General features: G+C 67.5%; 23 protein-coding genes, 1 tRNA gene and 1 other RNA gene. 11 read left to right on the top strand and 14 right to left on the bottom strand.

Features of this window, described 5'->3' with window-relative positions; genetic code table 11:
- Positions 1–30 precede the first annotated feature (30 nt).
- The 3 genes from DEA06_RS03510 to DEA06_RS03500 all read left to right on the top strand — a co-directional run bounded on the left by DEA06_RS03510 (position 31) and on the right by DEA06_RS03500 (position 3,060).
- Positions 31–1,338 (top strand): histidine kinase, encoded by a 1,308-nt coding sequence (locus tag DEA06_RS03510; protein WP_240606789.1) that lies wholly within the window; start codon positions 31–33, stop codon positions 1,336–1,338.
- Complete coding sequence (locus tag DEA06_RS03505) at positions 1,335–2,000, top strand: response regulator transcription factor (RefSeq protein WP_240606788.1); 666 nt, start codon at positions 1,335–1,337, stop codon at positions 1,998–2,000. Before DEA06_RS03510 ends, DEA06_RS03505 begins: the two co-directional genes overlap by 4 nt.
- A gap of 295 nt (positions 2,001–2,295) precedes the next feature.
- A complete protein-coding gene (locus DEA06_RS03500; protein ID WP_116646527.1) occupies positions 2,296–3,060 on the top strand; it encodes an SDR family oxidoreductase in 765 nt (254 codons plus the stop codon).
- Positions 3,061–3,237: 177 nt separating this feature from the next.
- On the opposite strand, the gene DEA06_RS03495 is transcribed toward DEA06_RS03500, so the two are convergent.
- On the bottom strand, positions 3,238–3,747 hold the full coding sequence (locus DEA06_RS03495; RefSeq protein WP_133241696.1) for a hypothetical protein: 510 nt from the start codon (positions 3,745–3,747) through the stop codon (positions 3,238–3,240).
- A 2-nt stretch (positions 3,748–3,749) separates the two neighbouring features.
- Here DEA06_RS03495 and DEA06_RS03490 point away from each other — a divergent pair, with 2 nt between their 5' ends.
- Positions 3,750–4,097, top strand: coding sequence for a hypothetical protein (locus DEA06_RS03490; protein WP_116646525.1), 348 nt, complete (start codon positions 3,750–3,752; stop codon positions 4,095–4,097).
- Positions 4,098–4,160: 63 nt separating this feature from the next.
- Here the strand turns inward: DEA06_RS03490 and gdhA are convergent, their stop codons facing one another.
- The 5 genes from gdhA to DEA06_RS03470 all read right to left on the bottom strand — a co-directional run bounded on the left by gdhA (position 4,161) and on the right by DEA06_RS03470 (position 10,491).
- Positions 4,161–5,519: an NADP-specific glutamate dehydrogenase gene (gdhA, locus tag DEA06_RS03485; RefSeq protein ID WP_116646524.1), complete on the bottom strand. Its 1,359-nt coding sequence runs from the start codon at positions 5,517–5,519 to the stop codon at positions 4,161–4,163.
- Positions 5,520–5,662: 143 nt separating this feature from the next.
- Positions 5,663–5,794 (bottom strand): hypothetical protein, encoded by a 132-nt coding sequence (locus DEA06_RS16885; protein WP_276308329.1) that lies wholly within the window; start codon positions 5,792–5,794, stop codon positions 5,663–5,665.
- A 93-nt stretch (positions 5,795–5,887) separates the two neighbouring features.
- Positions 5,888–8,884 carry a bifunctional [glutamine synthetase] adenylyltransferase/[glutamine synthetase]-adenylyl-L-tyrosine phosphorylase gene (locus DEA06_RS03480; RefSeq protein WP_116646523.1) on the bottom strand — a complete coding sequence of 999 codons (2,997 nt, stop codon included), beginning with the start codon at positions 8,882–8,884 and terminating at the stop codon, positions 5,888–5,890.
- A gap of 31 nt (positions 8,885–8,915) precedes the next feature.
- On the bottom strand, positions 8,916–10,256 hold the full coding sequence (glnA, locus tag DEA06_RS03475) for a type I glutamate--ammonia ligase (protein WP_116646522.1): 1,341 nt from the start codon (positions 10,254–10,256) through the stop codon (positions 8,916–8,918).
- Positions 10,257–10,281: 25 nt separating this feature from the next.
- Positions 10,282–10,491, bottom strand: a complete 210-nt coding sequence (locus DEA06_RS03470; protein ID WP_116646521.1) for an SPOR domain-containing protein — start codon at positions 10,489–10,491, stop codon at positions 10,282–10,284.
- A gap of 102 nt (positions 10,492–10,593) precedes the next feature.
- On the opposite strand from DEA06_RS03470, the gene DEA06_RS03465 reads away from it, so the two are divergent.
- Entirely contained in the window at positions 10,594–11,385 is a 792-nt protein-coding gene (locus tag DEA06_RS03465) for a polyphosphate--glucose phosphotransferase (RefSeq protein ID WP_116646520.1), read from the top strand.
- 698 nt (positions 11,386–12,083) lie between these two features.
- On the opposite strand, the gene DEA06_RS03455 is transcribed toward DEA06_RS03465, so the two are convergent.
- Both DEA06_RS03455 and DEA06_RS03450 read right to left on the bottom strand, forming a co-directional pair.
- A complete protein-coding gene (locus DEA06_RS03455; protein WP_133241695.1) occupies positions 12,084–12,440 on the bottom strand; it encodes a hypothetical protein in 357 nt (118 codons plus the stop codon).
- Between the two features lie 614 nt (positions 12,441–13,054).
- Complete coding sequence (locus DEA06_RS03450; RefSeq protein ID WP_133241694.1) at positions 13,055–14,215, bottom strand: hypothetical protein; 1,161 nt, start codon at positions 14,213–14,215, stop codon at positions 13,055–13,057.
- Positions 14,216–14,594: 379 nt separating this feature from the next.
- Between DEA06_RS03450 and DEA06_RS03445 the strand changes: the two genes are divergently transcribed.
- Positions 14,595–15,191, top strand: coding sequence for a hypothetical protein (locus DEA06_RS03445; RefSeq protein WP_133241693.1), 597 nt, complete (start codon positions 14,595–14,597; stop codon positions 15,189–15,191).
- A 15-nt stretch (positions 15,192–15,206) separates the two neighbouring features.
- Here the strand turns inward: DEA06_RS03445 and DEA06_RS03440 are convergent, their stop codons facing one another.
- The 4 genes from DEA06_RS03440 to DEA06_RS03425 all read right to left on the bottom strand — a co-directional run bounded on the left by DEA06_RS03440 (position 15,207) and on the right by DEA06_RS03425 (position 18,565).
- The gene (locus DEA06_RS03440) at positions 15,207–15,398 is read right to left on the bottom strand and encodes a hypothetical protein (protein ID WP_116646515.1); all 192 of its coding nucleotides are present in this window, start codon (positions 15,396–15,398) and stop codon (positions 15,207–15,209) included.
- 289 nt (positions 15,399–15,687) lie between these two features.
- An RNA gene (gene rnpB / locus DEA06_RS03435) (RNase P RNA component class A) lies at positions 15,688–16,070 on the bottom strand.
- Positions 16,071–16,096: 26 nt separating this feature from the next.
- The gene (locus DEA06_RS03430) at positions 16,097–17,821 is read right to left on the bottom strand and encodes a bifunctional 3'-5' exonuclease/DNA polymerase (RefSeq protein WP_116646514.1); all 1,725 of its coding nucleotides are present in this window, start codon (positions 17,819–17,821) and stop codon (positions 16,097–16,099) included.
- Between the two features lie 12 nt (positions 17,822–17,833).
- Positions 17,834–18,565, bottom strand: a complete 732-nt coding sequence (locus tag DEA06_RS03425; protein ID WP_116646513.1) for a C4-type zinc ribbon domain-containing protein — start codon at positions 18,563–18,565, stop codon at positions 17,834–17,836.
- A 75-nt stretch (positions 18,566–18,640) separates the two neighbouring features.
- On the opposite strand from DEA06_RS03425, the gene DEA06_RS03420 reads away from it, so the two are divergent.
- Both DEA06_RS03420 and DEA06_RS03410 read left to right on the top strand, forming a co-directional pair.
- Positions 18,641–18,716 (top strand) — tRNA-Val (locus tag DEA06_RS03420).
- Between the two features lie 777 nt (positions 18,717–19,493).
- Positions 19,494–20,339 carry an SDR family oxidoreductase gene (locus DEA06_RS03410; protein ID WP_116646511.1) on the top strand — a complete coding sequence of 282 codons (846 nt, stop codon included), beginning with the start codon at positions 19,494–19,496 and terminating at the stop codon, positions 20,337–20,339.
- 31 nt (positions 20,340–20,370) lie between these two features.
- Here the strand turns inward: DEA06_RS03410 and DEA06_RS03405 are convergent, their stop codons facing one another.
- Together DEA06_RS03405 and DEA06_RS03400 are read right to left on the bottom strand one after the other, a co-directional pair.
- Positions 20,371–20,997: a response regulator transcription factor gene (locus tag DEA06_RS03405; protein WP_116646510.1), complete on the bottom strand. Its 627-nt coding sequence runs from the start codon at positions 20,995–20,997 to the stop codon at positions 20,371–20,373.
- Complete coding sequence (locus tag DEA06_RS03400; protein ID WP_116646509.1) at positions 20,994–22,178, bottom strand: sensor histidine kinase; 1,185 nt, start codon at positions 22,176–22,178, stop codon at positions 20,994–20,996. Before DEA06_RS03400 ends, DEA06_RS03405 begins: the two co-directional genes overlap by 4 nt.
- A 173-nt stretch (positions 22,179–22,351) precedes the next feature.
- On the opposite strand from DEA06_RS03400, the gene DEA06_RS03395 reads away from it, so the two are divergent.
- From DEA06_RS03395 to aceE, 3 genes are all read left to right on the top strand, one after another.
- Positions 22,352–23,419, top strand: a complete 1,068-nt coding sequence (locus DEA06_RS03395) for an ABC transporter permease (RefSeq protein ID WP_116646508.1) — start codon at positions 22,352–22,354, stop codon at positions 23,417–23,419.
- On the top strand, positions 23,416–24,108 hold the full coding sequence (locus DEA06_RS03390) for an ABC transporter ATP-binding protein (RefSeq protein WP_116646507.1): 693 nt from the start codon (positions 23,416–23,418) through the stop codon (positions 24,106–24,108). Before DEA06_RS03395 ends, DEA06_RS03390 begins: the two co-directional genes overlap by 4 nt.
- Before the next feature lie 118 nt (positions 24,109–24,226).
- Positions 24,227–26,953, top strand: coding sequence for a pyruvate dehydrogenase (acetyl-transferring), homodimeric type (gene aceE / locus DEA06_RS03385; protein ID WP_116646506.1), 2,727 nt, complete (start codon positions 24,227–24,229; stop codon positions 26,951–26,953).
- The last annotated feature ends 1 nt before the right edge of the window (position 26,954 follow it).

Here is a 26,954-nt window from a genome sequence, read left to right as displayed (position 1 = left end):
ATGTCGCGACCCGCGTCTTAGGCTCGAAACGTGACCGTCCGCCCGAGCCTCCCCGTGCGCGCTGTCCGGAAAGACGCGGTGCGTCTGCCCGCCGCATCCCCCGCCCCACCGCTTCGACCGTGGTCACGCATCTGGCGCTATCTCGTCGCTCTCGGTGTCGGCCTCCTCTTCTGGACCTTCACGGTGGCCGAGTACATCGGCCCGAACCCCGACAGCCTCCCCGCCGACGAGAACGCCGCGATCGGTGCGTTTGCGATCCTCGATCTCGTCCTCGGTTTGATCGCCACGGCGCTCCTGCCGCTGCGCCGACGCTTTCCGCTGCTCGTCGCCGTGCTGACCGCCTGCCTCTCGGCCGTCTCGGTCTTCTCGGTGGGCCCCGCCATGCTCGCGATCGTGTCGACGAGCACCCGGCGGCGGTGGCGGCCCGTGGTCGTCGTCGGGCTCGTCTGGATTGTCTGCACCCTCTTCTACGAGTTCGTGCTGCGCCCGAGCGTGCCGGGTGTCGCGAGCGAGGTCATCTCTCGGTGGGCGTCGGGCGGCGTCGCCGTTGCCGTGTACGCGATCTGCGTGTCGACAGGGTTCTACATCGGCGCGCGCCGTGACCTGCTGGCCTCACTGCGCGAACGAGCGAGGACCGCCGAGCGCGAACAGGCCCTGCGCGAAGACTCGGCCCGCGAGGCCGAGCGCACCCGCATTGCCCGAGAGATGCACGACGTGCTCGCGCACCACATCTCGCTCGTGAGCCTCCACGCCGGAGCCCTCACCTACCGCACCGACCTCACCCGCGACGAAACGGCGGAGGCCGCGGCGGTCATCCAGAACAACGCGCAACTCGCGCTCACCGAACTGCGCCAGATTCTGGGAGTGCTCCGCGATGTCGACGGTGGGACGGAGGCCCGCGGGGCGTCGGAGAACGCCTTTGCCGAGGACGAGGGGCGCGCGGAACCGCCGCAGCCCACGCTCGCGGCGCTGCCCGCCCTCGTCGCCGACGGACGCGACGCCGGGATGCAGGTGACGACGGATGCGGATGGCCTCGCACTCGACGACCTCTCCGAGGCGGTCTCGCGCACCGCTTACCGCATCATCCAGGAGGCCCTGACCAATGCCCGCAAACACGCGCCCGGTGCGCCCGTGACGGTGCGCCTAGAGCGTCGGGATGACGAGCTCTGGGTCACCGCGCGCAATTCGGTGGGCTACGCATCCGCGGGTTTGACCGCGGGCAGCGGCATGGGGCTCACCGGGTTGCAGGAGCGTGCCGAACTTGCTGGCGGAACCCTCGCTCACGGCATCGACAGCGACGGCAGCTTCGTCGTGACGGCGAGGTTGCCATGGGCGTGACGGAGCGAAGCATCCGCCTGGCGATCGTCGACGACGACGCCCTCGTTCGCGCAGGACTCCGGATGATTCTCGGCGGCGATGCGGCGATCACCATCGTCGGCGAATCGGCCGACGGGCGCGAGGCGCTCGACATGATCGCAACCGCTGCCCCGCACGTCGTACTCATGGACATCCGCATGCCGCGGCTGGACGGCCTCCAAACCACCAAGGCGCTCACGGCGCGCGCCGACCCGGCGCGGGTCATCGTGCTGACCACGTTCGACACCGACGATCTCGTCCTCGACGCCCTGCGCCACGGTGCGGTCGGCTTTCTCCTCAAAGACACCTCGCCCACCGAGCTTGTCGACGGCGTGCACCGGGTGGCCAACGGAGAGTCGATCCTTTCGCCGAGCGTCACCGCGCAGCTCATCGCCGCGGTCAGCAGCGGCTCCGACGACCGGCGCACCCACGCTGTTGCGCTCTTGGGGCGGCTCACCGAGCGCGAACGCGACGTCGCCGTCGCCGTCGGTCGCGGCCTTTCCAACGCCGAGATCGCGGCGTCGCTGTACATGGGGGTCGCGACCGTCAAAACGCACATCGGGCGCCTGTTCGCCAAGCTCGAGGCCACCAACCGCGTGCAGATCGCTCGCATCGTGCACGATGCGGGGCTCACCGACGAGTGAGCAGAGTCGACGCGTTACTCCCGAGCCCTTAGAGGCGCACGATGCTGTCGATGTCTTCGAGAAACTCCTACACCGACTTGTCAGACACCGTTGCGCGGGTCGCTGCGAGCGCCGAAACGTCCGGGGTCTCATCTCTTACGTCCGTAGGTCGCATAGAAGCATCATCAATTCCGGCGTTGGAGCCAGTGTGAGGACGTTTCAACGGCCCACAACCCGCGGAAACACGGTGGACGTGGCGCCCGCGTCCTAGTACTGTGCATCCTGGTCACAAGCCGGCGAAACGTAGGCTTGCCGAATGATGCAATCGACCGGACCCCGACCCGTCACGATCGTCACCGGCGGTAGCCGCGGTATCGGCGCAGCCATCGCAGAGCGACTTGCCGCTGACGGCCATGACCTCGCCCTGACCTACAGGGTCGCCCGTGATGAAGCCGGGGCCGTCGCGGCAGCGTGCCGAGCCCTGGGCGCGCGGGTGCTGCTCATCCGGGCTGACCTTGCAGACCTCGACGACGCCGCCGGCGTGGTCCCGGCAACACTCGCCGAGTACGACCGACTGACCGGCCTCGTGAACAACGCCGGGATCACCATGCGGATCGGCGACTACATCGGCATCGACCTCGCCGAAGTGGAGCGGATGCTGCGCATCAATGTCCTCGCGCCCATCGCCGTAACCCGTGCAGCGCTCGAAGCGATGTCGACGGAAAGGGGCGGCGAAGGCGGCACGATCGTCAACATCTCCTCCGGCGCTGCGACCAGCGGCGCGCCGAACACCTACGTGCCGTATGCGATGAGCAAAGCCGCGATCAACGCGATGACCATCGGCTTGGCGAAAGAGTTCGGCCCGCAGGGCGTGCGCGTGAACACGGTCTCACCCGGCACAACGTACACGACCATCCACGCGGATGGCGGGCGCCCTAACGCTCCCGAAGAGCGCGCCCCCGGCATCCCGCTGCGCCGCGCTGCGCATCCCCACGAGGTCGCCGACGCCGTCGCCTACTTCTTCGGTCCGGGCGCCGCATTCACGTCCGGCGCAGACCTCCGAGTTACCGGAGGCAACTGAGCGCACACGGCTCGGACTCCACGAGGCTCACCTCCGCGATACCACCCGGAGTCCGCGTGCGGCGTGGCGACCGGCGACGCCGGAGCCTATGAGGCCGTCCCCCATTCGGGGGGACAAGCGGAATCGACTAGGGCGTCGACCGCGACGATGCACACCGCGACGTCGTGGAGGGTCGGGCTAGATGACGTCGAGCCCGTCCCAATCATCGTTCTGCCAGTCCCGGTTGCTGTCACGAGTACGCGCTGTGACGACGGGGGTGGAGCCCCCCGGATGCTGCAGCATCTCGACGCTGGAGGCCATCGACGCGACCAGGTCAGGATCGAGGATTTCAGGATGAGCCGAGTACTCCGTTCCGGCGATCACCTGACTCGAGGGGCCGATGAGGATGATAGATCGGCCGGAGGTTCCGTCGTCAGACAGGGTCGGGATCTCTACAGTGGCCGCCTGCCCCACGGATGCGAGCACCTGCGCATATTCCAAGAGAGCACGTGCGATCTCCGAGCCGGTGAGGAACGAGTCGCCCGCGTAGTGGATCCTGTGCATCATCCACATGTACTCCCCCATCGCGCGTACACCCGCCCCCTTTCCATTGGACGCCGCGTGCGTTAGGGCCTCACGGACACGCGTGTTGTAGCCTTCGATAGCGCGCGGATCGTTGCGATCCCACGCTTGTTCGAGAAGGAACACACATGGGACACCTCATCTACGGCACTGCGCCCGCCATACGCATCGACGATCGGGGTCTCGAGCACCTGCGCGCCGTCATGCTCACGAAGCTCCGACGCAACGAGAGCTTCGGCTTCAACTGGGACAACGAGCCCGACGTACACGGCGACGACGCTCTCGCCAAGCCCGGTCTCCACGGCACGGTGTGGATTTCATCGAGCTCGTCGTTGTACTTCAGTTTCGATGAGCGCAGCGATCTGCCGTTGAACCGCAAGTGGCTGAGCCAACTCGCCGACCTCGCCAACGGAACCGGGGGTCTTCGTCTGATCCCCGAGCCCTCTGCGAGTAAAGGGTCGAACGCCGACAGCTGATGGTGGGGTTCAGACGCCCCCCGTTCCGAACTCGATGATCGGGCCGCGTGTGTACCGCACGCGTCAGATGACGCCCTGCGCGAGCATCGCGTGCGCGACCCGCTCGAAGCCGGCGGAGTTCGCGCCGATCACATAATCACCGGGGTGACCGTACCGCTCGGCCGCGTCGAAGGCCGCGTCGTGGACGCTTGCCATGATGGAACGGAGCCGACGCTCGCTGTCGTCGAAGCTCCACCTCTGGCGCGCCGCGTTCTGGCTCATCTCGAGTGCGGATGTGGCGACTCCGCCGGCGTTGGCTGCTTTGCCAGGACCGAAGAGAACTCCCGCGCCCTGGAAGGCGGCGATGGCCTCGGGAGTAGAGGGCATGTTCGCGCCCTCCGATACGGCACAGACACCGTTGGCGATGAGTGTCTGCGCATCGTCGAGGTCGAGCTCGTTCTGCGTCGCGGCCGGGATGGCGATGTCGACCGCGACCTCCCACGGGCGGGCCCCCTCGACGAACCGAGCGGACGGACGCCGCGCCGCGTACTCGTGGATCCGCGCGCGTTCGACCTCCTTCACGTGCCGTAAGAGCGCGACATCGATTCCGTCGTGGTCCACGACGTACCCGGACGAGTCGGATGCGGTGACAGGCGTCGCACCCAGCTGCCAGGCCTTTTCGATCGCGTAGATCGCGACGTTGCCCGAGCCGGAGACTCCGACCCTGAGACCGTCGAGCGATCTGCCGTGGACGGCCAACATCTGCTGAGCGAAGAAGACGGCGCCATAGCCGGTCGCCTCGGTGCGCACCTCCGCACCGCCCCACTGGACGCCTTTACCCGTGAACATCCCCGACTCGTGGCGGTTCGTGATCTTGCGGTACTGCCCGAAGAGATAGCCGATCTCGCGGGCGCCCACACCGATGTCGCCCGCCGGAACGTCGGTGTGCTCGCCGAGGTGGCGGTAGAGCTCAGTCATGAACGACTGGCAGAACCGCATGGCCTCCGCGTCGGAGCGTCCGTGCGGGTCGAAGTCGCTGCCGCCTTTGGCCCCGCCGATGCCCTGCCCGGTGAGCGCATTCTTGAAGATCTGCTCGAATCCGAGGAACTTGATGATCGACAGATTCACCGATGGGTGGAAGCGCAGACCGCCCTTGTAGGGGCCGAGAACCGAAGAGAACTGCACACGGAAGCCCCGGTTCACCTGCAAGCGGCCGGCATCGTCGACCCACGGTACGCGGAAGAGGATCTGACGCTCGGGTTCGACCAACCGTTCGAGGATGCCGCCCTCGACGAACTGGGGGTATCGCTCCAGCACGGGAGCGATGGACTCGAGCACCTCTCGGACGGCCTGAAGAAACTCGGGTTCGTGCGGATTGCGCTTCTCGACGCTCGAATACACGTCGCGAACGGTGTCGGGCAGAGCGGACGGGGTCACGGTCATGGTGGAGCTTTCTGGCCGGATGATGTGAGCCGCCGCGCTCGGGTTGTGCGGCTGCCGGACTTCACCCTATCCAGACGAGCGGCCCCGTCCGACAATATGACGCCGGCGGGGCTCCCACCGCATCCCCCGCCATCGCCGCTCCGTCAGTTCTCGACGGCGTCCTCTGCGTCGTCCATCGCTGCGGCGCCTTCTTCGGGCGATTCCGAGCCAGCGCCGGTGGCATCGTCGTCTTGCGACAGGGAGTCGGTGCTGTTCGGGTTGCTCTTGTCAGTCATGGCGTCCTCCTGTGATCGTGGTGTTCCACCAGCCAACTCCGCCAAGGGGCATGGGGCGAGGGGCTGGCGCGGATGCGTGAGACGTGCGACGGCTCAGCCGTAGAAGAGGCGCTCGAACACGCGTCGCGCGCGACGTGACGTGCCCATCCACTGCTCCTCGATCACGGAGGCAGAGCGCGGCGGGTACTCGAGGATGCGCCCGATCCCGTCGAGCTTCGCCCGGTCGGTGGGCAGGGCGTCGCTGGTCTGGCCCGACAGCAGCGTGTTCGCTGAGCGGAGCCGGCTCGCGAGCAACCACGTCTCGCGCAGGCGCTCGGCGTCGGCATCTTCGATGAACCCGGCTTCTCGGGCGGCCTCGAGAGCGCGCAGGGTCGACGTGGTGCGCATGCCCGGGAGTTCGTGCGCGTGCTGCAACTGCAGCACCTGCACGAGCCACTCGACGTCGCTGAGAGAGCCTGGCCCGAGCTTCAGATGGCGAGACGGATCGGCGCCCTGCGGAAGCCGCTCGCTCTCGACGCGGGCCTTGATCCGCTTGATCTCGCGCAGCCCGTTCGGATCGATCGCGGGCGGGTAACGCACCCCGTCGACCATCTCGAAGAACGCCGTGAGCAGCTTCACGCTTCCCGCGATCCCGCGAGCGCGCAGCAGCGCCTGGGCCTCCCACGAGAGCGACCAGCGGCGGTAGTACTCGGCATACGCCTCGAGGGAGCGCGCGATCGGGCCGTTGCGTCCTTCGGGGCGGAGGTCGGCATCGAGGTCGAGTGGCAGGCGGTGATCCTCCGACTGCTGCCGGATGGCGGCGACGAGCTTCACCGAGAGGTCGTGAGCGCGTTGGGCGGGAACACCGTTCGCCCGGTAGACGTACATGACGTCGGCGTCGGAGCCGAAGCCGAGTTCGGAGCCACCGAAGCGTCCCATCGCGATGACCGCGAAATCGAGTGCCCCGTCTTCGGGCGGCACCACCTCGTGCCACACCGCACGGAGGGTTGCCTGAATGGATACTTCCGTGATCGTCGTGAGCGCGCTGGCGAGCTCCTCGATCGTGACGACGCCGAGCACGCCTGCCATCGCCGTGCGCAGCATCTCGCGGCGCCGAAGAGCCCTCACCGACCGCATGGCGTCGTCGACGCTGGCGTGCCGTGCCTGGATCGCCCGGGCCTCCTCCTGCAGCGAGATGCCGCTGCGCGGTCGTAAGAGCTCCTCGTCGTCGAGCCACGCGGCCGATTCCGGGATCCACTCCATCAGTTCACCGATGTACCGCGAGCCGGATAGCACACGAGTGAGGCTTTCGGCTGCGGCCGAAGAATCGCGCAGCATCCGCAGGAACCACGGGGTGTTGCCCAGACGTTCGCTGATGCGTCGGAAGGCAAGCAGACCGTAGTCGGGGTCGACCCCGTCGGCGAACCAGCGGATCATGACCGGCATCAAGTGACGTTGGATGGATGCTTTGCGACTCAACCCCGTCGTGAGCGCGGCGATGTGCCGCAGCGCGCCGGCGGGGTCGCGGAAGCCGATCGCGCTCAGTCGGTCGTGTGCCTGAGCGGTCGAGAGGGTGCGCTCCGCCTCGGGCAGGGCCGCAACGGCCGAGAGCAGCGGGCGATAGAACAGGCGCACATGGATGTCGCGCACCTCGCGCTTGGTCGCTTCCCACAGGTCGAGCACCCCCTGGCCGGTCTCGGCGAGCTTGGAGGAACGCGCGAGGGCCCTTTGCTCGTCGGGTTTGATCGGCATGAGGTGGGTGCGCCGCAGCGCCCGCAACTGCAGGCGGTGCTCGAGAAGCCGCAGCACGCGGTAGTCGCGTTCGAACGCGGTGGCGTCGGTGCGCCCGATGTATCCCTCCGCGACGAGTGCGTCGAGGGCGGCGAGCGTGCCGCGCTGGCGGATCCGTTCATCGCTCAGGCCGTGTACGAGCTGCAGCAGCTGCACCGTGAACTCGATGTCGCGGAGGCCGCCCGGTCCTAGCTTGATCTGGCGGGCGACTTCATCGGCGGGTATATGGTCGGTGACCCGCTCCCGCATCTTCTGCACGCCTTCGACGAAGTTCTCTCGAGCGCCACTCGTCCAGACCTTCGGCTGCACCGCCGCGACGTAGCGTTCGCCGAGGTCGGTGTCGCCGGCGACGGCGCGTGCCTTCAGCAGGGCTTGGAACTCCCAGCTCTTGGCCCAGCGGTCGTAGTAGGTCAGGTGGGAGTCCAGCGTGCGCACGAGAGCACCCTGCTTGCCCTCGGGGCGCAGGTTCGGGTCGACCTCCCAGAGGCCGGGTTCGATCTCGGCGCCCGAGATCCCCCGCATGGTCTGCACCGCCAGACGCGTCGCGATGTCGATCGCGCGCGATTCGCTCACGACGTCTTCGTCGGAGGTGCCGCCGACGAAGATGACATCGACGTCGCTGACGTAGTTGAGCTCTTGGGCCCCGGCCTTTCCCATCGCGATGATCGCGAAGCAGGTCGCCGCGACCTGGGCATGCGGAAAGGCGGCCGTGCCCGCCGAAGAATCCGAGACCCGGGTGCGGGCGACGGCGAGCGAGGCCTCGAGGGCAGCGCCGGCAGCATCCGCCAGGCGCGCAGAGACGGAGTCGACGACCTCGGTGGGGTCGTCTTGTGCCAGGTCGTAGGCAGCGATACGGGCCAGGATGCTGCGATAGCGCACGCGCAGCGCGACCCACGCCGCCTCTCCCCCGCTCTCCGCGAAACCGTCGCGGGCTCCGACCGACTCGAGCATCGCCGCGCGCATCGCCTCGTCGGCAGGCAGGCTCTCGCCCGCTCCGCGGAGGTGCACGAGCTCCTCCGGGTGGCGCAGATAGAACTCGCCGAAACCGAGCGAGGCGCCGGCGAGGTTCCAGATTGCGCGCCAGGCCGCAGCATCCGCCGCCGCCGTCCGCACGGCGTCGGCGTTACGGCGGGCGATCCGTACGAGACCCGAGAGGGCCTCATCGGGGTCGGCGGAGCGGGAAGCGGCTGCGGTCAGTTCCTCACGGTCGACCGAGAGAAGACCGGCGAGTTCGTCGAGCAGCGCGTCGGCCTCGGTGAGGCGCGCGAAACCGCGACGTGCGAGACCCGTGAGAGGGGACGACCGATCACTCGACGTCATCGGCCGACCCCTCTCAGGCGCGTCTCTCGGGTCAAAGCATTTCGAGGTTGCTCTGCAGCTCGAACGGCGTCACTTGGGCGCGGTACTGCTGCCACTCGCGACGCTTGTTGAGCAGCACGTAGTTGAAGACGGTCTCACCGAGCGTCTCGGCGACGAGCTCCGACTCCTCCATGTAGGAGAGGGCGTCGTCGAGACTCTGCGGCAGCGGGGCGTATCCGAGGGCGCGGCGCTCGGAGTCGGTCAGCGACCACACGTTGTCCTCGGCCTCGGCGGGGAGTTCGTACTCCTCTTCGATGCCCTTGAGGCCCGCGGCCAGCATCAGCGCGTAGGCGAGGTAGGGGTTCGCCGCCGAGTCGAGCGCGCGGTACTCGATGCGCGACGACTGGCCCTTGTTGGGCTTGTACATCGGCACGCGCACGAGCGCGGAGCGGTTGTTGTGGCCCCAGCAGATGAAGCTGGGGGCCTCGTCGCCGCCCCACAGGCGCTTGTACGAGTTGACGAACTGGTTCGTCACGGCCGAGATCTCGTTCGCGTGGCGCAGGAGGCCGGCGATGAACTGTCGACCGACCTTCGAGATCTGGTACTGCGCGCCCTCCTCGTAGAAGGCGTTCATGTCGCCCTCGAAGAGCGACATGTGCGTGTGCATGCCGCTGCCGGGCTGTCCGCTGATCGGCTTCGGCATGAAGGTCGCGTAGACGCCCTGCTCGATCGCGACCTCTTTGATCACCGTGCGGAAGGTCATGATGTTGTCGGCCATCGTCAGCGCGTCGGCGTAACGGAGGTCGATCTCGTTCTGGCCGGGCCCGCCCTCGTGGTGGCTGAACTCGACGGAGATGCCGAGGTCTTCCAGCATCCGCACCGACCGGCGACGGAAGTCGTGGGCGGTGCCTCCGGGCACGTTATCGAAGTATCCGGCGGAGTCGACGGGCTCGGGCTGCCCGTTGGCGCCGAGGGTGGACGACTTCAGGAGGTAGAACTCGATCTCGGGGTGCGTGTAGAACGTGAACCCGGCGTCGGCCGCCTTCGCGAGCGTGCGCTTCAGTACGTGCCGCGGGTCGGCCACGGCGGGCTGACCGTCGGGGGTCGTGATGTCGCAGAACATGCGCGCGGTCGGGTCGACTTCACCGCGCCACGGCAGCGTCTGGAAGGTGGTCGGATCGGGGTGTGCGAGCAGGTCCGACTCGTAGGAGCGGGTCAGTCCCTCGATCGCCGAGCCGTCGAAACCGAGTCCCTCGGCGAAGGCGCCCTCCACCTCGGCGGGCGCGATGGCGACCGACTTGAGGGTCCCCATGACGTCGGTGAACCACAGGCGCACGAACTTGACGCCGCGCTCCTCGATCGTGCGCAGTACGAAGTCACGCTGCTTGTCCATGGTGTCCCCTCGGGTTACGGATCGACTACTTCTGGGCGCCGTCGGCGCCCCAATTCTTCTCGCGGGCCTCGTCTTCGTCCCACTCGCGCGAACGCTCGCGCAGCAGGGCGGGAGCATTCGCCGCCTCTTCGGCGGTGTCGAACGGGCCGGCGCGATCGACCATCGGAGACGCGAAGCCGCGCTCGACCTGGCCCGTCGTCAGGTTGTACCAGTACTTCTCGCTGTCATCGGTCACGGAAGACTCCTCGTTTCACACGGCGCGCGGGCTGCTTCGAGGTTCCGAAGGGCCACTGTCGATCCTACTGATCGCGCACCTCCCGCTGGATAGGGTGGGGGCATGGCATCGAACGCGTCGAAAGCAGTCGGAGTGGACATCGGCGGGACCGGCATCAAAGCCGGGATCGTCGACCTCGAAAAGGGCGAGCTGCTCAGCGACCGCATCAAGGTGCCCACCCCCGCCGGCGCCGAGCCGAAGGACGTGCTCGACGCGGTGACGCAGGTGCTCGACAAGCTCGGGGTCGCCGATGACACCGACCTCGCGCTCGGGGTCGCGTTTCCCGCGATCGTGAAGAGCGGTCGCACGCTCTCCGCCGCCAACGTGTCGAAGTCGTGGATCGGCTTCGAAGCCGAGAAGTTCTTCGAAGACGGCCTCGGCCGCGGCATCCACTTCGCCAACGATGCCGACGTCGCCGGTATCGCCGAGGTGCGCTACGGCGCCGCCAAGGGCGTCGAGGGTCTGGTCATCCTCACGACCCTCGGAACCGGCATCGGCTCGGCGATGATCTACGACGGCGTGCTGATCCCCAACAGCGAGCTCGGACACCTTCAGCGCGCGGAGCACAAGCGCGACGCCGAGGGCTACGCCGCCTACTCGGCCATGGAGCGCGAGGAGCTGTCGTGGGAGAAGTGGGCGAAGCGACTGCAGTGGTACTACGACTACGTCGAGTTCCTGTTCAGCCCCGACCTGTTCGTTGTCGGTGGGGGCGTCTCGAAGCACTCCGACGAGTTCCTCGGCCTGCTGAAGCTCAACACCCCGATCGTGCCTGCCGTGCACCGCAATAACGCCGGCATCATCGGTGCCGCGTCGCTGGCCGTGCCCGTTCCGGAGGCGCTGCCCGCCGTCAAGTAGGGGTCGGCGGATGCCCGGATGCTTCGACAGGCTCAGCCACCGGGCAGGGCTCAGCGGCCGGTCCCTGAGCTTGTCGAAGGGGACGACCGGCGAGGTGCGAATGGGCCGGCCTGTACGCCGGGTATTGAACGAGCTACTGCGATGGGTGGCAGGCGGTCGCTGACGTTCGTTGTCCGGCCTGGTCAGTGGGCAATTTCGATGCCGTCCGCCGTTGGAAAGTAGTGTGGACAGCAGGCAGTTTTGCGGACTGCCTGCGGACTCGAAGCTATGGTCTAGCGGTGATCTCACCTCAGTACACAACCGCCGAGGCCGCGACGATCGCGCGCCGGCATATCGTCACAATCCGCCGGGAACTCTCATCAGGACAGCTGCACGGCACGCAGCGAACGCGCGGCGAGACTTGGCTCGTCGACGAGGTGTGTCTGCAGGCATATGTCGCGGGCGAGCGGTGCCCGCACCGTGGGAAGCTACGCGCGCTGTAGCCTGTGGGCGTGCGAGTCAGAGCCCGCGTCTATCGGTCACGCGGATGGTGGGTGGCGGAGGTCCCCGCCCTGCCTGCATTGCACACGCAGGCGCGTGCGCTCGCAGACATTCCCTCCGCAGTCGTTGATGCTGGCAGTGCGCTCGGCGTCCGGATAAATGCGGTGCGCATCGTGAGCGGCCGCCGACGACCCTAGACGTGCCAACGTGACGGACTGCTAACGCAGTTCTGGATGTTCGCGTGTGAGCGATGCGATCTGCTGGCCGAGCTTACCCACGCCAGCGGCGTCGCCGCGGTCGTATGCCACCGCGAAGGAATATCGCAATTCCGCAAGTTCGCGCGCTGGTGTGCCCGCGGGGTGCATCCGAATGAGGTCGCCGTGCTGGCGCGCCGCGGCAATCTCCGCCGTGTCGTGGTCGGGGTGCACGGCCAGGAACTCGGCGATCTTGCGCTCGACTGTCTCACTCGCTGCTGAGTCGCCGGCGGCGCGCGCGTTGGTGAGTTCGTGGTCGAGCGTGGCAAGCTCGCGGGTCGGACTGTTCGGCATTGATGCGAGATGGTCAGGCGTCGTCATGGCGCGCAGTCTAAGGCTGCCCCGTGACGTTTAGACGCCGGGTAGCTGGCCGTCTTCACCCGGGGTTTACTCCCAGCATGCCGACACTGCGTGGGCATAGGTGTGGGCACGCGTGCCCAGACATGTGGGTACGCGTGCTGCATGTGGGTACGCGTAGGGCGAGGCCCTCAGCGGCACTCAGACGCGAAAGAAATGCACGGAAACACGCCGTCGCCGGTCACCTGTAGAACGCCTTCGAGCAGCTTCTATGCCCACACGTGCCCACACGGGAGATCGAACCGGGGAGAGAGATGTTAGTGCGGTGCGCGGGTGATCTCCGACGAGCGACGGGAAAAATGCCCGATCATCTCCACCCGCCGCCTCGGCTATGCCGGCCGTGACGAGCTGCACGGAGGAGTTCGCGTCGAGGACGTGGCAGCATTGTTCGCCAGTCGCGGGCTTCAGGGATCGGCGCGGACCCCCTCACCCCACCCCCGCCGGGGGGTCAGGGGTGAGGGGGCCAAACGCAATGCGCCGCGTCCGCCATCCCGCGTATCGGCGGCACAGGCCACGTTCGGTGCGCTCCGTCCGCTTAGCTCGGCGCGCAGCGAATATTGCCTTCCTGGCGGGTCGCTTTACCGAACCGCGGGTGTCGGTATGGCGTTCCCGTCCAGGGCCTCGCGGGCCTCGGCTATCGGCCCATCCCACGCGGCCATCATCGACGTTGCCTCGATATACCGATGGCTGGCTCGACTGATTAGCTTCCCGGGAGCGCGAAGGTCACGCGACACCTTCGCCCACGACTCTGCTGCTCGTCCCATTGCGACGACGCCTGTCTCGCTGCTTTTGGCGGCCTCGACTAGACCTTCGATAGTGTTCAGATATCGGATTGCTTCGTCGTGGTCTACCTCGGACGGGTCGTCGACCATGCGGCGGATGATGAACCGGACCATGGCGTCGGTGAGAATGGTCGCCTCATAGAATGCCTCAATTTGATTATCGAGATCTGCAGTGGGCTCGGCGAGGTTGGCGGCAAGGTTTCGGCTAACCAGAATCCGTCCGGCAAAACCCCTCCCGGCTTCGTCGGAGGCCTTTATGGCAGCAGTGCCTTCGACGACGAACTCGTTTATCTCGAGGATAGATACTTGCGCGTTCCCAAGGTGCTCAGCTACATCTTTGATTCCGGTCTCGCCGTCAGCAAGGATCTCAAGCATTGCGGGTTCGTCTGGTTCGCCAGGATCTTCCGGCGCGGCCGAAGTGCGAGCGGCAAGCAACAGGGCCTCAGACTCAACGGGCGGCGCATCACTCCACACCCTCGTGGCGGAGGTTGCGGTACCCCCGCCGCTCAGCGCCGACCTGATGCTGCTGATCAATGACTCTCGAAGGTCGAATAAGCCCGACTCTGTCCTACGAAACTGAATAGTCCTGACCGTGTTGACGTCAAAGGGCAAGCGCCCATGCTCGCCGACCTGGATCGTCATCATTGCCCGGCTGTGTCGTAGTCCGAGCTCATACATCACGTTGGGATTAGCTCCGCTCAAGTCGGCGATCACCAAGTCTGCGTCGCGCAGCAGTACGAAAACCTGATCCGTAATTTCCCCCGGGGCAGAAATCTTGTCGGCTCGGATAGCTTCGAAGCCGAAAGTGTCGCATGCAGGTTGAAATACTTCCTCCCACATTTGTGAACTCTGCTCGTAGCGACCACGACTCTCGGAGCCTATCGCCTCAAGTTTGTCTCCTATCGGACAGATAATGAAGGCGGTCTTCCCGGAGCCGAGCGTTGATTCTTCGGTCATGCGTGTCCCCCTGTTTGCATCGTTGCCCCACCAACTTAGTGTCGGGGGCGCGCTTTGGGCGAGGGAATGACTCGGAGACGGGCCGAACCCAGCATGCGACGCCGTCCGTGGGGTGTCGTGCGGCTATCAGCGTGCACCTTTTCGCAGTGCTCGCGGCATCTACTCGGACCGCTGGTTTTCAGCAACAGATCGTCCGATCTTCTCACCCGAGCGCCCCGCCGACGGTGCCACTGCGTGGTGCTCGTTACGTGGGAGACACGAGCTTGTTTCCGCTCCCCGCGGGTGCCCGGCGGGAACGATCCCGCAAGGAGCGATGAGGTGGAAGGGCTGTGTTCGGCTCAGAGCATGAGCCGAGGAGAAGGAGAGATAGTCGTGGCTCTTGACGACGAGTGATGGGCGTGGCCGCGTCAGCCGGAGATTGAGCGGCTGGCGCCCAGTTTCGCGGGTCGCGCGAGACTCGCTCGTCTTCGAGGACCGGCTGCCTGTGTGTGAGCGTGACAAGCGCACCCACTGGGACTTTCTCTCCGCCGAGCCGCGTGGTGAGGCCGTCGTCGCCGCGCTGTGGAAACCAATTTCCACCTTTGACTCTCACCCGGCGCTGGCTGCTCACCCGCTAGGCAGTGTGCTCCCCACCACCATTCAAGCCTGGGTCAAAGGTCTGAGCATCAATGACGAGGACCGAGGCAGAACGGCGCTGGCGCCCGCGACCGTAGGCCTCGTGTACAACGTCACTGCAACCGTGTTCCGCGCCGCCGTGCGCGACCGAGAACCGGCCAAAACACCGTTCCGGGTTCGCCTGCCCCAAGTCGAAGAGGCGCGCTTGGAACCGCTGACGACCGACCAGGTCGATGTTCTCGCATACGGTCTGCCGCCCGAGCTACGCGCGGTAGCAATCCTCGCCGCAGGCACGGGCATGCGTGAGACGGAAGTGCTCCGCCTCACGCGCGATCGGCTGCCTGCTCGGCAAGAACCCTAAGGTGACGGTTGACCGTCAGCTAGTGACCAAGGCTGGTGGCGTCACGGCGTTTGGCCCTACGAAAACGAAGGCATCGAACCGGGTCATCCCGCCCCCCGCGTCGTGATCGCAGCGCTGAACGAACACATAGCGCTGTATGGCGTCGAGGACGGCGCGCTGCTGTTCACGTTGCATGGTCGGCCGCTCACCCGCCAGCGGCTCGGCCATGCGTGGCGACCCGCAGCGAAGGCCGCCGGTTTAACCGATGCGACCGGCACAGGCATGCACTCGCTTCGGCACTAATACGCAAGCCTGCTGATTCGCTGTGGCGAGTCGGTCGAGACGGTACAGGGGCGCCTCGGGCATAAGTCCGGGACCGAAACTCTCGACGCCTACGGCCACATGCGGGCAGACTCCGACGACCGCACGCGGGACGCGGCCGACGCGGTTCTCGGCGCCCGTGCGGACTCCTTGCGGACCGGCCAACGCAACAAATACCAGGTCAGGAGGATCTAAGCGAATGGGCCGGCCTGTACGCCGGGTTCTGTCCGGGGGCGTGAGCCCCGTGGACGGTCATCTCTCTACGCGACACGTTGCCGTGCCGCTCTAGCGGCCTACCCGGGAACTCGGCGAGCCGCGTCAACATCCCCTGTATGGCCTTGCTCCGGACGAGGTTTACCGTGCGGGTCGTGTCACCACGACCCCGGTGGTCTCTTACACCACCCTTTCACCCTTACCCCATCGCCCCTTCGACAAGCTCAGGGACCGACGAGGCGGTCTGCTCTCTGTGGCACTGTCTCGCGGATTGCTCCGGGTGGGTGTTACCCACCGTCCTGCCCTGTGGAGCCCGGACGTTCCTCGGCACGGGCGAACCCGTGACGCGACCGTCCAGCCGACCCATTCGCGTGGTCGAGTCTAGGCGGCGTTCACGCCTTCTCTGCGCTGTCGGCGATGTGCACGTCGAGTCGGAAGTCGACGGGGAAGCCTCCGAAGAGCAGGCGACCGGCGGATGCTGCGGCCTCGACGATCGCGTCGGCCGCCGCATCCGCGTGCTCGGCCGGTGCGTGCACGACGACCTCGTCGTGCAGGTAGAACGCCAGATGCGCCTGCCGGGCGAAGACCGGACCTGAAGCGCGTGCGGCCCGCTCGGGCTCGACGACGGGCATCGCCGCGAGACGATTCCTCAGCTCGGCCATCCACGCGAGCGCCCATTCCGCGGCGGTGCCCTGCACGACGAAGTTGCGGGTGAACCGACCGCGGTCTCGGCCGACCCGACGGGCGAGGTCGGTGTCGGCAGCCGATGCCGCGTCGTCGGTCGCATCCGACTGCAGGTCGCGCCAGGCGCGCGACGGCGGCGGCGACGTGCGCCCGAGCCAGCTGGAGACGACGCCACCGTCTTCTCCCGTGCGTGCCGCGTCGTCGACGAGCTTCATCGCGCGGGGATACGTCCTGCGCAGCTGCGGAACGAGACGGCCGCTCTCGCCGGAGGTCGCGCCGTACATCGCGCCGAGGAGAGCGAGCTTCGCCTTTTCGCGACCCTCCAGCTTGCCGCGCTCGGCGATCGCTCCGTAGAGGTCGGCCCCCCGCGCGGCATCTGCCAGCGCGGTGTCGCTCGACATCGCCGCCAGCACCCGCGGCTCGAGTTGCGCGACGTCGGCGACGATGAGCTTCCACCCCGGGTCGGCCCGGACGGCCGCGCGCAGCTGACGCGGAATCTGCAACGCGCCACCGCCCGACGACGCCCAGCGCCCGGTGACGACCCCGGCGGGCACGTACACCGGCCGGAAGCGATCGTCGTCCACCCACTCTGCGAGCCAGCTCCACCCGTTCGCGGTGAGAAGGCGCATCATGCGCTTGTATTCGATGAGAGGAACGACGACGGGGTGCTCGTGCCGACGCAACTCCCACCGCGAGGTCGACTCGACGTTGACGCCGACCCGGTGGAGTGCGCGCAGCAGCTTCGGCTGGGAGTCCAGGCTCGCCTGCGGATCGCCGAGTGCGTTGCGCACCTCCGCCGCCTTGGCGACGATGGCTGCGGGCAGGCCGCCGTGGGCGGGTCGCTCCCCCAGCATCCCGGTCAGGATCCGGTCGTGCTCCGCGGCATTCCACGGTAGGCCCGCCGCTCGAAGCTCGGAGGCGATCAGCGCACCCGCCGACTCCGCGGCGGTCAGCAGGCGAAGGCGCCCCGGATCGGACGCCGTGTCGAGGGCGTCGCGCTGCCGGGCGAACTCGGCGAGGGCGCTGCCGAGATCCGCCGGCAACGCGTCGGCGCCCGAGGGCAGATCGAACAGTGCGGGCGCAGCATCCGTTCCGTCGACTCCTGCGGCGTCCCAGGCGCGCGCCGACCGCACCGGGTGGCCGGCGGCGACGAGTTCGGAGTCGCGCAAGATGGCGTGACAGAGGCGCAGGTCGTGGCAGCGCGCGATCCTCACCCCTGCGGCGAGCAACGACGGGTACCACGCGGGGGTGTCGCTCCAGACCCACCGCACCGAGCCGAGCGACTCCTCGCGCGCGATCCGGGTCGTGAGATCAGTGGAGCGCACGCGCTCCGTGGCGATCGTCGCGCCCATCGCATCGAGCGACGCCCAGAGCGTGTCGCCGTCGTTGCGCCCGAGAACGATCCAGTGGGGGCGCGGGTCAGCGCGCGTCACCGGAGTGGGGGCTCACAGCCCGGATTCTTCGGTGCGCACCAGGATCGCGCCGCATTCGGGGCAGTTCACCACGAGGTTGTCGGCCGCCTGGCGGATCTTGTTCATGTCGGTGCCCGAGAGCACCATGCGGCAGGCCTCGCACGTTCCGCGGTGCAGGTGCCCCGCGGCGTTGCCACGCGTTGCGAGCCGGTCGTAGAGGGCGACGAGCGCGGGGTCGATGCCACCGGCGACAGCACCGCGGTCGCGCTGAGCGGTTTCGAGTTCGCGTGTCGCGTCGGCGACAACCTGCTTGGCCTCCGCGCTCAGGCGCGAGCCTTCCTCGTTCGTCGCGGCGACAACGGCTTCCTGCTCGGCGACCGACGCTTCGGCCGCTTCGAGCTTCTCCATCACGACGAGCTCGGCGTCTTCGAGGTCGGACTTGCGCCGAGCGAGCGCGGCGATCTCGCTTTCGAGACCCTGCGCTTCTTTCGAGTTGGTGGATGCGGCGAGCCGCCCGGCGTCGCGAGCACTGCGCGCATCGACGACCGATACGTCACTCTCGATGCGCGACAGTTCGAGCTTGAGATCGTCTCGCACACCGGCCCGCGAGGAGAGCTCCTGCGAAAGCACGGAGCGCTGCTTGAGCAGCTCCTGCACGCGCGCGGCCTGCGGCGGGTTCTTCCGCGTGTTCTCAGCCCGTCGAATGCGGGCGTCGAGCTCGGCGAGGTCGAGCAGTCGGCGCTGGTCTGAGGGGTCGGCGTTCACGTGTCCAACCTACCCGCCGGTCTGCGTCGCGGGCGTTCACGGCTCGAGGGCCGCGCCCGTTTAGACTGGTCTCGAGGGCCTTTAGCTCAGCTGGTAGAGCGCCACGTTTACACCGTGGATGTCGTCGGTTCGATCCCGGCAGGGCCCACCATCGTTCGTCGTCCGATCGGATCGACCCGGCGCTGCGTCAGGCCGAGGCTCTCGTCGCCCACGCTTCTCGCACGGCCTCAGTGCTCGTGCACGGCTCGATCGGATCGGCAACGTCGGCCAACGTCTGCAGTTCGCGCGCGACCGCGTTCTTGCTCATCCCCAGCGCCGCGGCGATGTGCCGAACCGGGTGCACGGGGTGGATCTCGAGAAGGGCACGTATCGCCTGTGTCTGAACGGTGCGCAAGACCCGTTGCCGTGCGGCTGCGTCGGAGGCGGCGCGTGCGACGGCACGTCTGATCTGCTGAGCGTCGGCACCCACCGCGAACCCCGCGCTGAGCGGACCGGGAGATTCGCCGTCCCGGTGCGCTACGGATGCTTCGCCGCAGGGATCATCGACACCAGGGCCCGGCCGCGCACGGGCGGCCTGTGCCTCAACGCCCGCGCCGCGGGCGGACGGTGGGGCGCCTCGGTACGGTGTCGGCATCCGCGTCCAATCGAGCGTGGAGTCGGCAGAGGGCACAACGACACGTGGTCATCAGGAGGGCCGCGGTCGTGCGGCGCCGTCCAGCCCAGTGCACTGTCTCGGCGTCTGAGCTGTTGCCACTCTAGGTCACCGTGTCCCCCACATGGGGGACACGCCGCGACCCGGGAGCGATCGGTTACCTCATCTCGCCAACGGGGAACACCCCGGGGCGACGCCGGCGCTGCCGCCGTAACGTGGGCGACTCGGGCATGCCCGCTCCGGCATCGCCCCGCATAGGCCGAAGGAGAACGTCTCATGAGTCAGCCCGCGCAGCAACAGAACGTCCCCGGCACGGAGGCGCAGCTCGAGCCGCTCGCCGACCACGGTGAGCAGAGCTACGTCGGATCGGGCCGCCTGCACGGGAAGATCGCGCTCGTGACGGGTGCGGACAGTGGGATCGGCAAGGCGGTGGCGATCGCCTACGCGCGCGAGGGTGCAGACGTCGCGATCGCGTACCTCTCCGAGCACGAAGACGCGCGAGACACCGCCCGCTGGGTCGAAGAGGCGGGGCGGCGCGCGATCCTCCTGCCCGGAGATCTCTCCGATCCGGCGACATGCCGGCGGGTCGTGAGCGAGACGGCCGAGCAGCTGGGCGGGCTCGACATCCTCATCAGCAACGCGGCGTTCCAGATGTACCGCGACGACATCACCGATATCCCCGACGAGGAGTGGGACTTCACCCTGGCCACGAATCTCAGCGCCTATTTCCACCTCGCCAAGGCCGCCGTCCCCTTGCTGAAGCCGGGGTCGGCGATCATCGCCACCTCGTCGATCCAGTCGGACTCCCCCACTCCGCAGCTCCTCCCCTACGCGATGACGAAGGCGGGAATCGCGAGCATGACCGCTTCGCTGGCGCAGATGCTGGGCGAGCGCGGCATCCGGGTCAACGCCGTGGCACCCGGTCCGATCTGGACGCCACTCATCCCCTCGACGATGCCTGCGGACGTGGTCGAATCCTTCGGCGAAGACACCCCACTCGGTCGCCCGGGTCAGCCCGCCGAGCTCGCCCCCGCCTATGTACTGCTCGGGTCGGACGAGGGCAGCTACATCTCGGGTGCCGTGCTGCCGGTCACCGGAGGCAAGCCGATCCTCGGCGCGTGACGCGGGTCGGCTCCGGCGTAGTCTCCGGATATCACCGGAGGATGCCGCGTTGCCGAGCTGCAGAGATCGCCGCTGTTCGCGACGCCACGCCGAGCTTGGTGAAGATGTGGGCCAGGTGCGACTTGACGGTCGTCTCGCTCACGAAGAGCGTCGAGGCCACCTCGGTGTTCGAGAGGCCGGAAGCGACCAGCTCCAGCACCTCGATCTCCCGCGAACTCAAGCTCGCCTGGGGCGCGCGCATCCGGTCGAGCAGGCGCGAGGCGATCACGGGCGCCAGCGCGCTCTCCCCCGCCGCTGCGGCCCGCACGGCGCCGATGAGCTCGTGGGGCGGGGCATCCTTCAGCAAATACCCGCTTGCTCCCGCCTCCACGGCGCCGAGGATGTCGGCGTCCGAGTCGTAGTTGGTCACGACGAGCACGTACGGTGCGGCGTCGAGGGCACGGATGCGGCGCGTCGCCTCAGCGCCCGAGCCCTGTGAACCCGACCCGAACTGCAGATCCATCAGCACGACATCGGGGTTCATGCTCTCCGCCAGGGCGACGGCGTCGTCGGGCGTGGCGGCCTCGCCGACGATCACGAGATCATCCTCGAGGTCGAACAGAGCAGCCATTCCCGCCCGCACGATCGGGTGGTCATCGGCGATCACGAGCCGAATCATGCGGCTCCCTCCAGAACGAGATCGACAGCGAGGGTCGTGCCTCGGTCAGGCGCGGAATCTATCGACAGGGTGCCGCCGAGCTGGTCGATGCGTTCGCGGGTCGCGCGCAGTCCGAACGAGTCCGAGCGACTCCGCGATGCGTTCGCCGCTTCTTCGGCGTCGAAGCCCGTGCCGTCGTCTTCGATCGTGAAGCGCAACCGCTCCCGATCGGCGGTGAGGGTGATGGTGGCGTGGTGGGCCTCCGCATGCTGGATCGCATTCGCGACGGCGCCCTGCGCCACCCGTAGGAGGGCTGTCTGTACGTGCATCGGCAACGACACGCTGTCGGCCACCCGCACGTCGACCGTCAGTCCTTCGACAGACCACTGCGTGCGGGCGAGGCGACGCAGTGCCCCGCCCAGACCTCTGTCTTCGAGGTCGGGCGGAGTGAGTTCACGGATGAAACGGCGGGCCTCGGCGAGATTGTCGGCGGCCGTCTCCCGCGCGAGACGAATGTGTTCGACGCCGGGTCGCGACGCATCGGCGCGCTCTGCGGCATGGAGAAGCATCTGGATGCTGGACAGGCCCTGCGCGACCGTGTCATGGATCTCACGGGCGAGCCGGGCTCGTTCGGCGAGAACGCCCGACTCGTGCTCGGTGGCGGCGAGCTGGTCGCGCGTGGCGAGAAGCTCGCGCATGAGCGCGTCGCGCTGCTCAGCCTCCCGGGCCAGAGCCTGATAGCCCAGCCCGATCAACAGTGCGACGGCAGCGCCCACGAGAGGCCCCACGACCCCGCCGACGCTCCACCCGCCGTGGAGACCGAGGGCGCAGATCGCGACCACCGTCGCGATGACGATGGCGGTGGAGCCCCACCACCGGCCGAGGAGATGCAGGTAGAGGAAGAACAGCGGAAAGACCAGATACGACGCCTCCGGGGTCAGCCAGAGAAGCGCAATCCACTCGACGGAGAGAAGGCCCAGCCAGATCGCGCCGCCCGTTCGGCGACGAGGTGCCCGGCGAGCGATCATCGCGCCGAGCGCGTACGTCGTGAGAAGCAGGAGAGCGATGCCGATGATCGCGGCCTCGGCGTCGGCGCGCGTCAGCACCGCTCGCGCCATCACGAGCACGGTCAGTGCCCCGAAGACGACATGCAATCCGACGCGCAACCCCACGAAGACCGGGGTCAGCGCGGTGTGGGGCATGGTCGAAATCCTACGCAGCGGGGTGTTGCCCGCATCCTTCGAAAGGACGATCCGGAAGACGGCATTTCGGCCCGGCGAGGCTGTGCCCGCGGGCGATGTCGCCGGGGCCCCGAGTAGCGAGAGTGGACTGCGTCGCCGCACCCTCACGCCGTGTACGGCAGGAAAGGACCCCCATGTTCGTCGCTCTTCGCGACCTCCGTTTCGCTCGCGGACGGTTCATTCTCATAGGTTCGGTGGTCGCTCTGATCACCGTGCTCGTCGGATTCCTCAGCGGCCTCACGGGAGGCCTCGCCACCCAGAACATCTCCGCGGTTCTGGCGCTTCCGGGCGACCGGATTGTCTTCGCGGCGCCGTCGGGTGACGCGCAACCGACGTTCGCCGACTCCGCGATCAGCTCCGGCACCGTCGACGAGTGGTCGGCAACGGCCGGTGTCGACAGGGTCGAGCCGATCGGTGTGAGCCAGACCCGTGCCGAGTCCGGCGACGCGCGCACCGCTGTCGCCGTGTTCGGTGTGCAGGCGGGTATCGATGGCGCCCAGGTCGGGGGCGACGGCTCCGTCGTGGTCTCGGAGACGGTCGCCGAGGCGCTCGATGTGTCCGCGGGCGACGCCCTCTCGATCGCGGGAACGTCGTACACCGTGGGGTCCGTCGTCGCCGACCTCTGGTACAGCCACACCCCGCTCGTGCAGATGACGCTCCACGATTGGCAGGCACTCTCGGCTGCCACCGGCAACCCCGGTGCGTACGCCACGGTGGTGGCCGTCACCGGCGATCCCGACTGGGCAGCGGCTGATGCGGCCACTGCAACCGTCTCGACGACGACGCTGCAATCGTTGACCGCCCTGGCGTCGTTCCGCTCGGAGATCGGCTCCCTGCTGCTGATGGTCGCACTGCTGTTCGGCATCTCCGGGCTCGTGATCGGGGCGTTCTTCACCGTGTGGACGATGCAGCGCAAGGGCGATATCGCCGTTCTCAAAGCCCTCGGCGCGGGCACGCCGTCGCTCATCCGCGACGCCCTCGGGCAGGCGCTCGTGGTGCTCGTGATCGGGATCGGTGTCGGACTCGCTCTCGTCGCCTTCCTGGGCGGCCTGGCGGGTTCTGCCCTGCCGTTCTTGCTCAGCCCACTCACCACCATCGTGCCGGGCGTGATCATGATCGCCCTCGGTCTCACCGGGGCGGCGTTCGCCCTGCGATCCGTCACCTCCGCCGACCCCCTCACAGCACTCGGGAGCAACCGATGATCCGACTCGACGACGTCACCCTGACCTTCCCCGACGGAGACTCCCGCATCACCGCGGTCGATCACGTCACACTCTCGGCACGCCCCGGCACCGTGACCGCGATCACCGGACCGAGCGGCTCGGGCAAGTCCAGCCTTCTGGCCATCGCGGCGACGCTGATCCGCCCCGATTCGGGTCTCGTCCTCATCGACGACGTCGATGCGACAGCACTCAGCGCCAGCGAGGCCACGGCTCTGCGGCGCGAGAAGATCGGCATCGTCTTCCAGCAGTCCAACCTGATCCCCTCGCTCACGGCGCGCGAGCAGCTCGTCGTAATGGACGAACTCCGCGGTCGCGGCCGGAAGAACCGCAGCGCGGCGCGCACGAAGGCCGACGCTCTGCTCGAGGCCGTGGGGCTTCTCTCTCACGTCGACAAGCGTCCCCACCAGATGTCGGGAGGTCAGCGCCAGCGGGTCAACATCGCGCGCGCCCTGATGAACGATCCGCGCGTGCTGCTGGTCGACGAACCGACCAGCGCCCTCGACCAGGAGCGTGGCGCCGAGATCATCGAGCTCATCCTCAAGCTCAGCGGGGAGACGAGCACCTCGACGCTTCTCGTGACCCACGATCTCGTGCATCTGCCCCGCATGCACGACGTGAAGAACATCGTCGACGGACGACTCGTCGAGGCGGCACACCTGTCGCGATGATCCGGATGCTTCACGACTCGCTAGGCTGGTCGATGGTGCGTTGTGCGGATCGAACAAAGCGATCCGCGTTGCCATGGTGAGTGTCTGGCATGATCTGCCAGCCGAAGAAAGGTCTTCTGTGACTGTTCACGACCAGGATCCGTACTCGCAGGGGCCGCAGGACAGCGATCCCGAAGAGACCTCGGAATGGCAGGAATCGCTCCAGCAGCTGGTGGAGGCCAAGGGCCCCCAGCGTGCGCGCGAGATCATGCTGAGTCTCCTCAAGGAGTCGAAGGACCTGCACCTCGGGGTGCCGATGGTTCCGACGACCGACTACATCAACACGATCGCGGCCGAGAACGAGCCGGAGTTCCCCGGCGATGAAGAGGTCGAACGCCGCTACCGCGCGTGGATCCGCTGGAACGCGGCTGTCACCGTGCACCGGGCGCAGCGCCCCGGCATCGGCGTCGGCGGTCACATCTCGACCTACGCCTCGTCGGCCGCCCTCTACGAAGTGGGGTTCAACCACTTCTTCCGCGGCCAGGACCACCCGTCCGGCGGCGACCAGATCTTCGTGCAGGGCCACGCCTCCCCCGGCACCTACGCCCGCGCCTACCTCGAAGGTCGTGTGACCGAGGCGCAGCTCGACGGATTCCGCCAGGAGAAGTCCGCGGCGCCCAACGGCCTCCCGTCATACCCGCACCCGCGTCTGATGCCGGAGTTCTGGCAGTTCCCGACCGTGTCGATGGGACTCGGCCCGATCAACGCCATCTACCAGGCGATGTCGAACAAGTACCTCACCAACCGCGGGATCAAGGACGTCTCCGACTCGCACGTGTGGGCGTTCCTCGGTGACGGCGAGATGGACGAGGTCGAGAGCCGTGGCCAGCTCCAGGTCGCCGCGAACGAAGGACTCGACAACCTGACGTTCGTCATCAACGCGAACCTGCAGCGCCTTGACGGCCCGGTCCGCGGAAACGGCAAGATCATCCAGGAGCTCGAGAGCTTCTTCCGCGGCGCAGGCTGGAATGTCATCAAGGTCGTCTGGGGTCGTGAATGGGACGACCTGCTCAAGCGCGACACCGACGGTGCGCTGCTGAACCTGATGAACATCACGCCCGACGGCGACTATCAGACCTACAAGGCCGAGAGCGGCGCCTACGTGCGCGAGCACTTCTTCGGCCGCGACGAGCGCGCCGCTGCCCTGGTGAAGGACTACAGCGACGACCAGATCTGGAACCTCAAGCGCGGCGGCCACGACTACCGCAAGGTCTACGCCGCGTTCAAGGCGGCACAGGAGCACAAGGGTCAGCCGACCGTCATCATCGCGAAGACCATCAAGGGCTACGGCCTCGGTCCGCACTTCGAGGGTCGCAACGCGACCCACCAGATGAAGAAGATGACCCTCGACGACCTGAAGTCGTTCCGCGACGTGATGCACATCCCGATCAGCGATGCGCAGCTCGAGGAGAACCCCTACCTTCCCCCGTACTACAACCCGGGGCCGAAGGACGAGGCGATCCAGTACATGCTCGAGCGCCGCAACGCGCTGGGCGGCTTCCTCCCCGAGCGCCGCACGCACCACGTGGGCCTCGAGCTCCCCGGTGATGCGGCCTACGCGCTGCCCAAGAAGGGCTCCGGAACGCAGGAGATCGCCACGACGATGGCGTTCGTCCGACTGCTGAAGGACCTCCTCCGCGTCAAGGACTTCGGCCACCGCATCGTGCCGATCATCCCCGACGAGGCGCGCACGTTCGGTATGGACGCCTACTTCCCGACGGCGAAGATCTACAACCCGAACGGTCAGCACTACACCTCGGTCGACCGTGAACTGCTGCTCGCTTACAAGGAGAGCCCGCAGGGCCAGATCATCCACGTCGGCATCAACGAGGCGGGCGCCGTCGCGGCGTTCACCGCAGCGGGTACCTCGTACTCGACCCACGGCGAGCCGCTCATCCCGGTCTACGTCTTCTACTCGATGTTCGGCTTCCAGCGCACGGGCGACGCCCAGTGGGCAGCCGGCGACCAGATGGCCCGAGGCTTCATCATCGGCGCCACGGCCGGACGCACGACCCTGACCGGCGAGGGCCTGCAGCACGCCGACGGTCACTCGCACCTGCTGGCCTCGACCAACCCGGCGACGGTGTCGTACGACCCCGCGTACGGGTACGAGATCGCGCACATCGTGCGCTCGGGCATCGATCGCATGTACGGCGGACAGCACCCCGACCCGAACGTCATGTACTACATGACCGTCTACAACGAGCCGATCGTGCACCCCGCCGAGCCGGCCGATGTCGACGTCGATGGCATCATCCGCGGCATCCACCGCATCTCCACCGGCGACGGGGACGGCGCACGCGCCCAGATCCTCGCCTCGGGCGTGGGCGTGCCGTGGGCACTCGAAGCCCAGCAGCTGCTGAAGGACGACTGGGGCGTGGGGGCCGACGTGTGGTCGGTCACCTCATGGACCGAGTTGCGCCGCGACGGTCTGGCCGCTGATGAGCACAACTTCCTCCACCCCGACGAGGAGCCGCGACAGGCGTACATCACCGAGAAGCTGGCGGGAACGCCGGGTCCGGTCGTCGCCGTGAGCGACTTCATGCACGCGGTGCAGGACCAGATCCGTCCGTGGGTCCAGCACAACTTCTCGACCCTGGGTGCCGACGGGTTCGGTTTCTCCGATACCCGCGCGGCCGCGCGTCGCTTCTTCAAGATCGACGGCCCGTCGATCGTGGTTCGCACGCTGCAGGCGCTCGCACAGGAGGGCACTGTCGACCGTGGTCTCGTCGCGCAGGCGATCGAGAAGTACAAGCTGCACGATGTGACCGCCGGCACGAGCGGCAACGCGGGCGGCGAGAGCTGAT

This window comes from Microbacterium sp. Gd 4-13, from assembly GCF_003095395.1.
Lineage (GTDB): Bacteria > Actinomycetota > Actinomycetes > Actinomycetales > Microbacteriaceae > Microbacterium.
This window is presented reverse-complemented; position numbering and strand designations above follow the sequence as displayed.

Excerpts from the sequence above, each read along its gene's own strand:
- DEA06_RS03500 (WP_116646527.1), top strand. The coding sequence starts at position 2,296 with ATGATGCAATCGACCGGACCCCGACCCGTCACGATCGTCACCGGCGGT.
- DEA06_RS03490 (WP_116646525.1), top strand. The coding sequence starts at position 3,750 with ATGGGACACCTCATCTACGGCACTGCGCCCGCCATACGCATCGACGAT.
- gdhA (WP_116646524.1), bottom strand. The coding sequence starts at position 5,519 with ATGACCGTGACCCCGTCCGCTCTGCCCGACACCGTTCGCGACGTGTAT.
- DEA06_RS16885 (WP_276308329.1), bottom strand. The coding sequence starts at position 5,794 with ATGACTGACAAGAGCAACCCGAACAGCACCGACTCCCTGTCGCAAGAC.
- DEA06_RS03480 (WP_116646523.1), bottom strand. The coding sequence starts at position 8,884 with ATGACGTCGAGTGATCGGTCGTCCCCTCTCACGGGTCTCGCACGTCGC.
- glnA (WP_116646522.1), bottom strand. The coding sequence starts at position 10,256 with ATGGACAAGCAGCGTGACTTCGTACTGCGCACGATCGAGGAGCGCGGC.
- DEA06_RS03465 (WP_116646520.1), top strand. The coding sequence starts at position 10,594 with ATGGCATCGAACGCGTCGAAAGCAGTCGGAGTGGACATCGGCGGGACC.
- DEA06_RS03455 (WP_133241695.1), bottom strand. The coding sequence starts at position 12,440 with ATGACGACGCCTGACCATCTCGCATCAATGCCGAACAGTCCGACCCGC.
- DEA06_RS03450 (WP_133241694.1), bottom strand. The coding sequence starts at position 14,215 with ATGACCGAAGAATCAACGCTCGGCTCCGGGAAGACCGCCTTCATTATC.
- DEA06_RS03440 (WP_116646515.1), bottom strand. The coding sequence starts at position 15,398 with ATGGCCGAGCCGCTGGCGGGTGAGCGGCCGACCATGCAACGTGAACAG.
- DEA06_RS03410 (WP_116646511.1), top strand. The coding sequence starts at position 19,494 with ATGAGTCAGCCCGCGCAGCAACAGAACGTCCCCGGCACGGAGGCGCAG.
- DEA06_RS03405 (WP_116646510.1), bottom strand. The coding sequence starts at position 20,997 with ATGATTCGGCTCGTGATCGCCGATGACCACCCGATCGTGCGGGCGGGA.
- DEA06_RS03400 (WP_116646509.1), bottom strand. The coding sequence starts at position 22,178 with ATGCCCCACACCGCGCTGACCCCGGTCTTCGTGGGGTTGCGCGTCGGA.
- DEA06_RS03395 (WP_116646508.1), top strand. The coding sequence starts at position 22,352 with ATGTTCGTCGCTCTTCGCGACCTCCGTTTCGCTCGCGGACGGTTCATT.
- DEA06_RS03390 (WP_116646507.1), top strand. The coding sequence starts at position 23,416 with ATGATCCGACTCGACGACGTCACCCTGACCTTCCCCGACGGAGACTCC.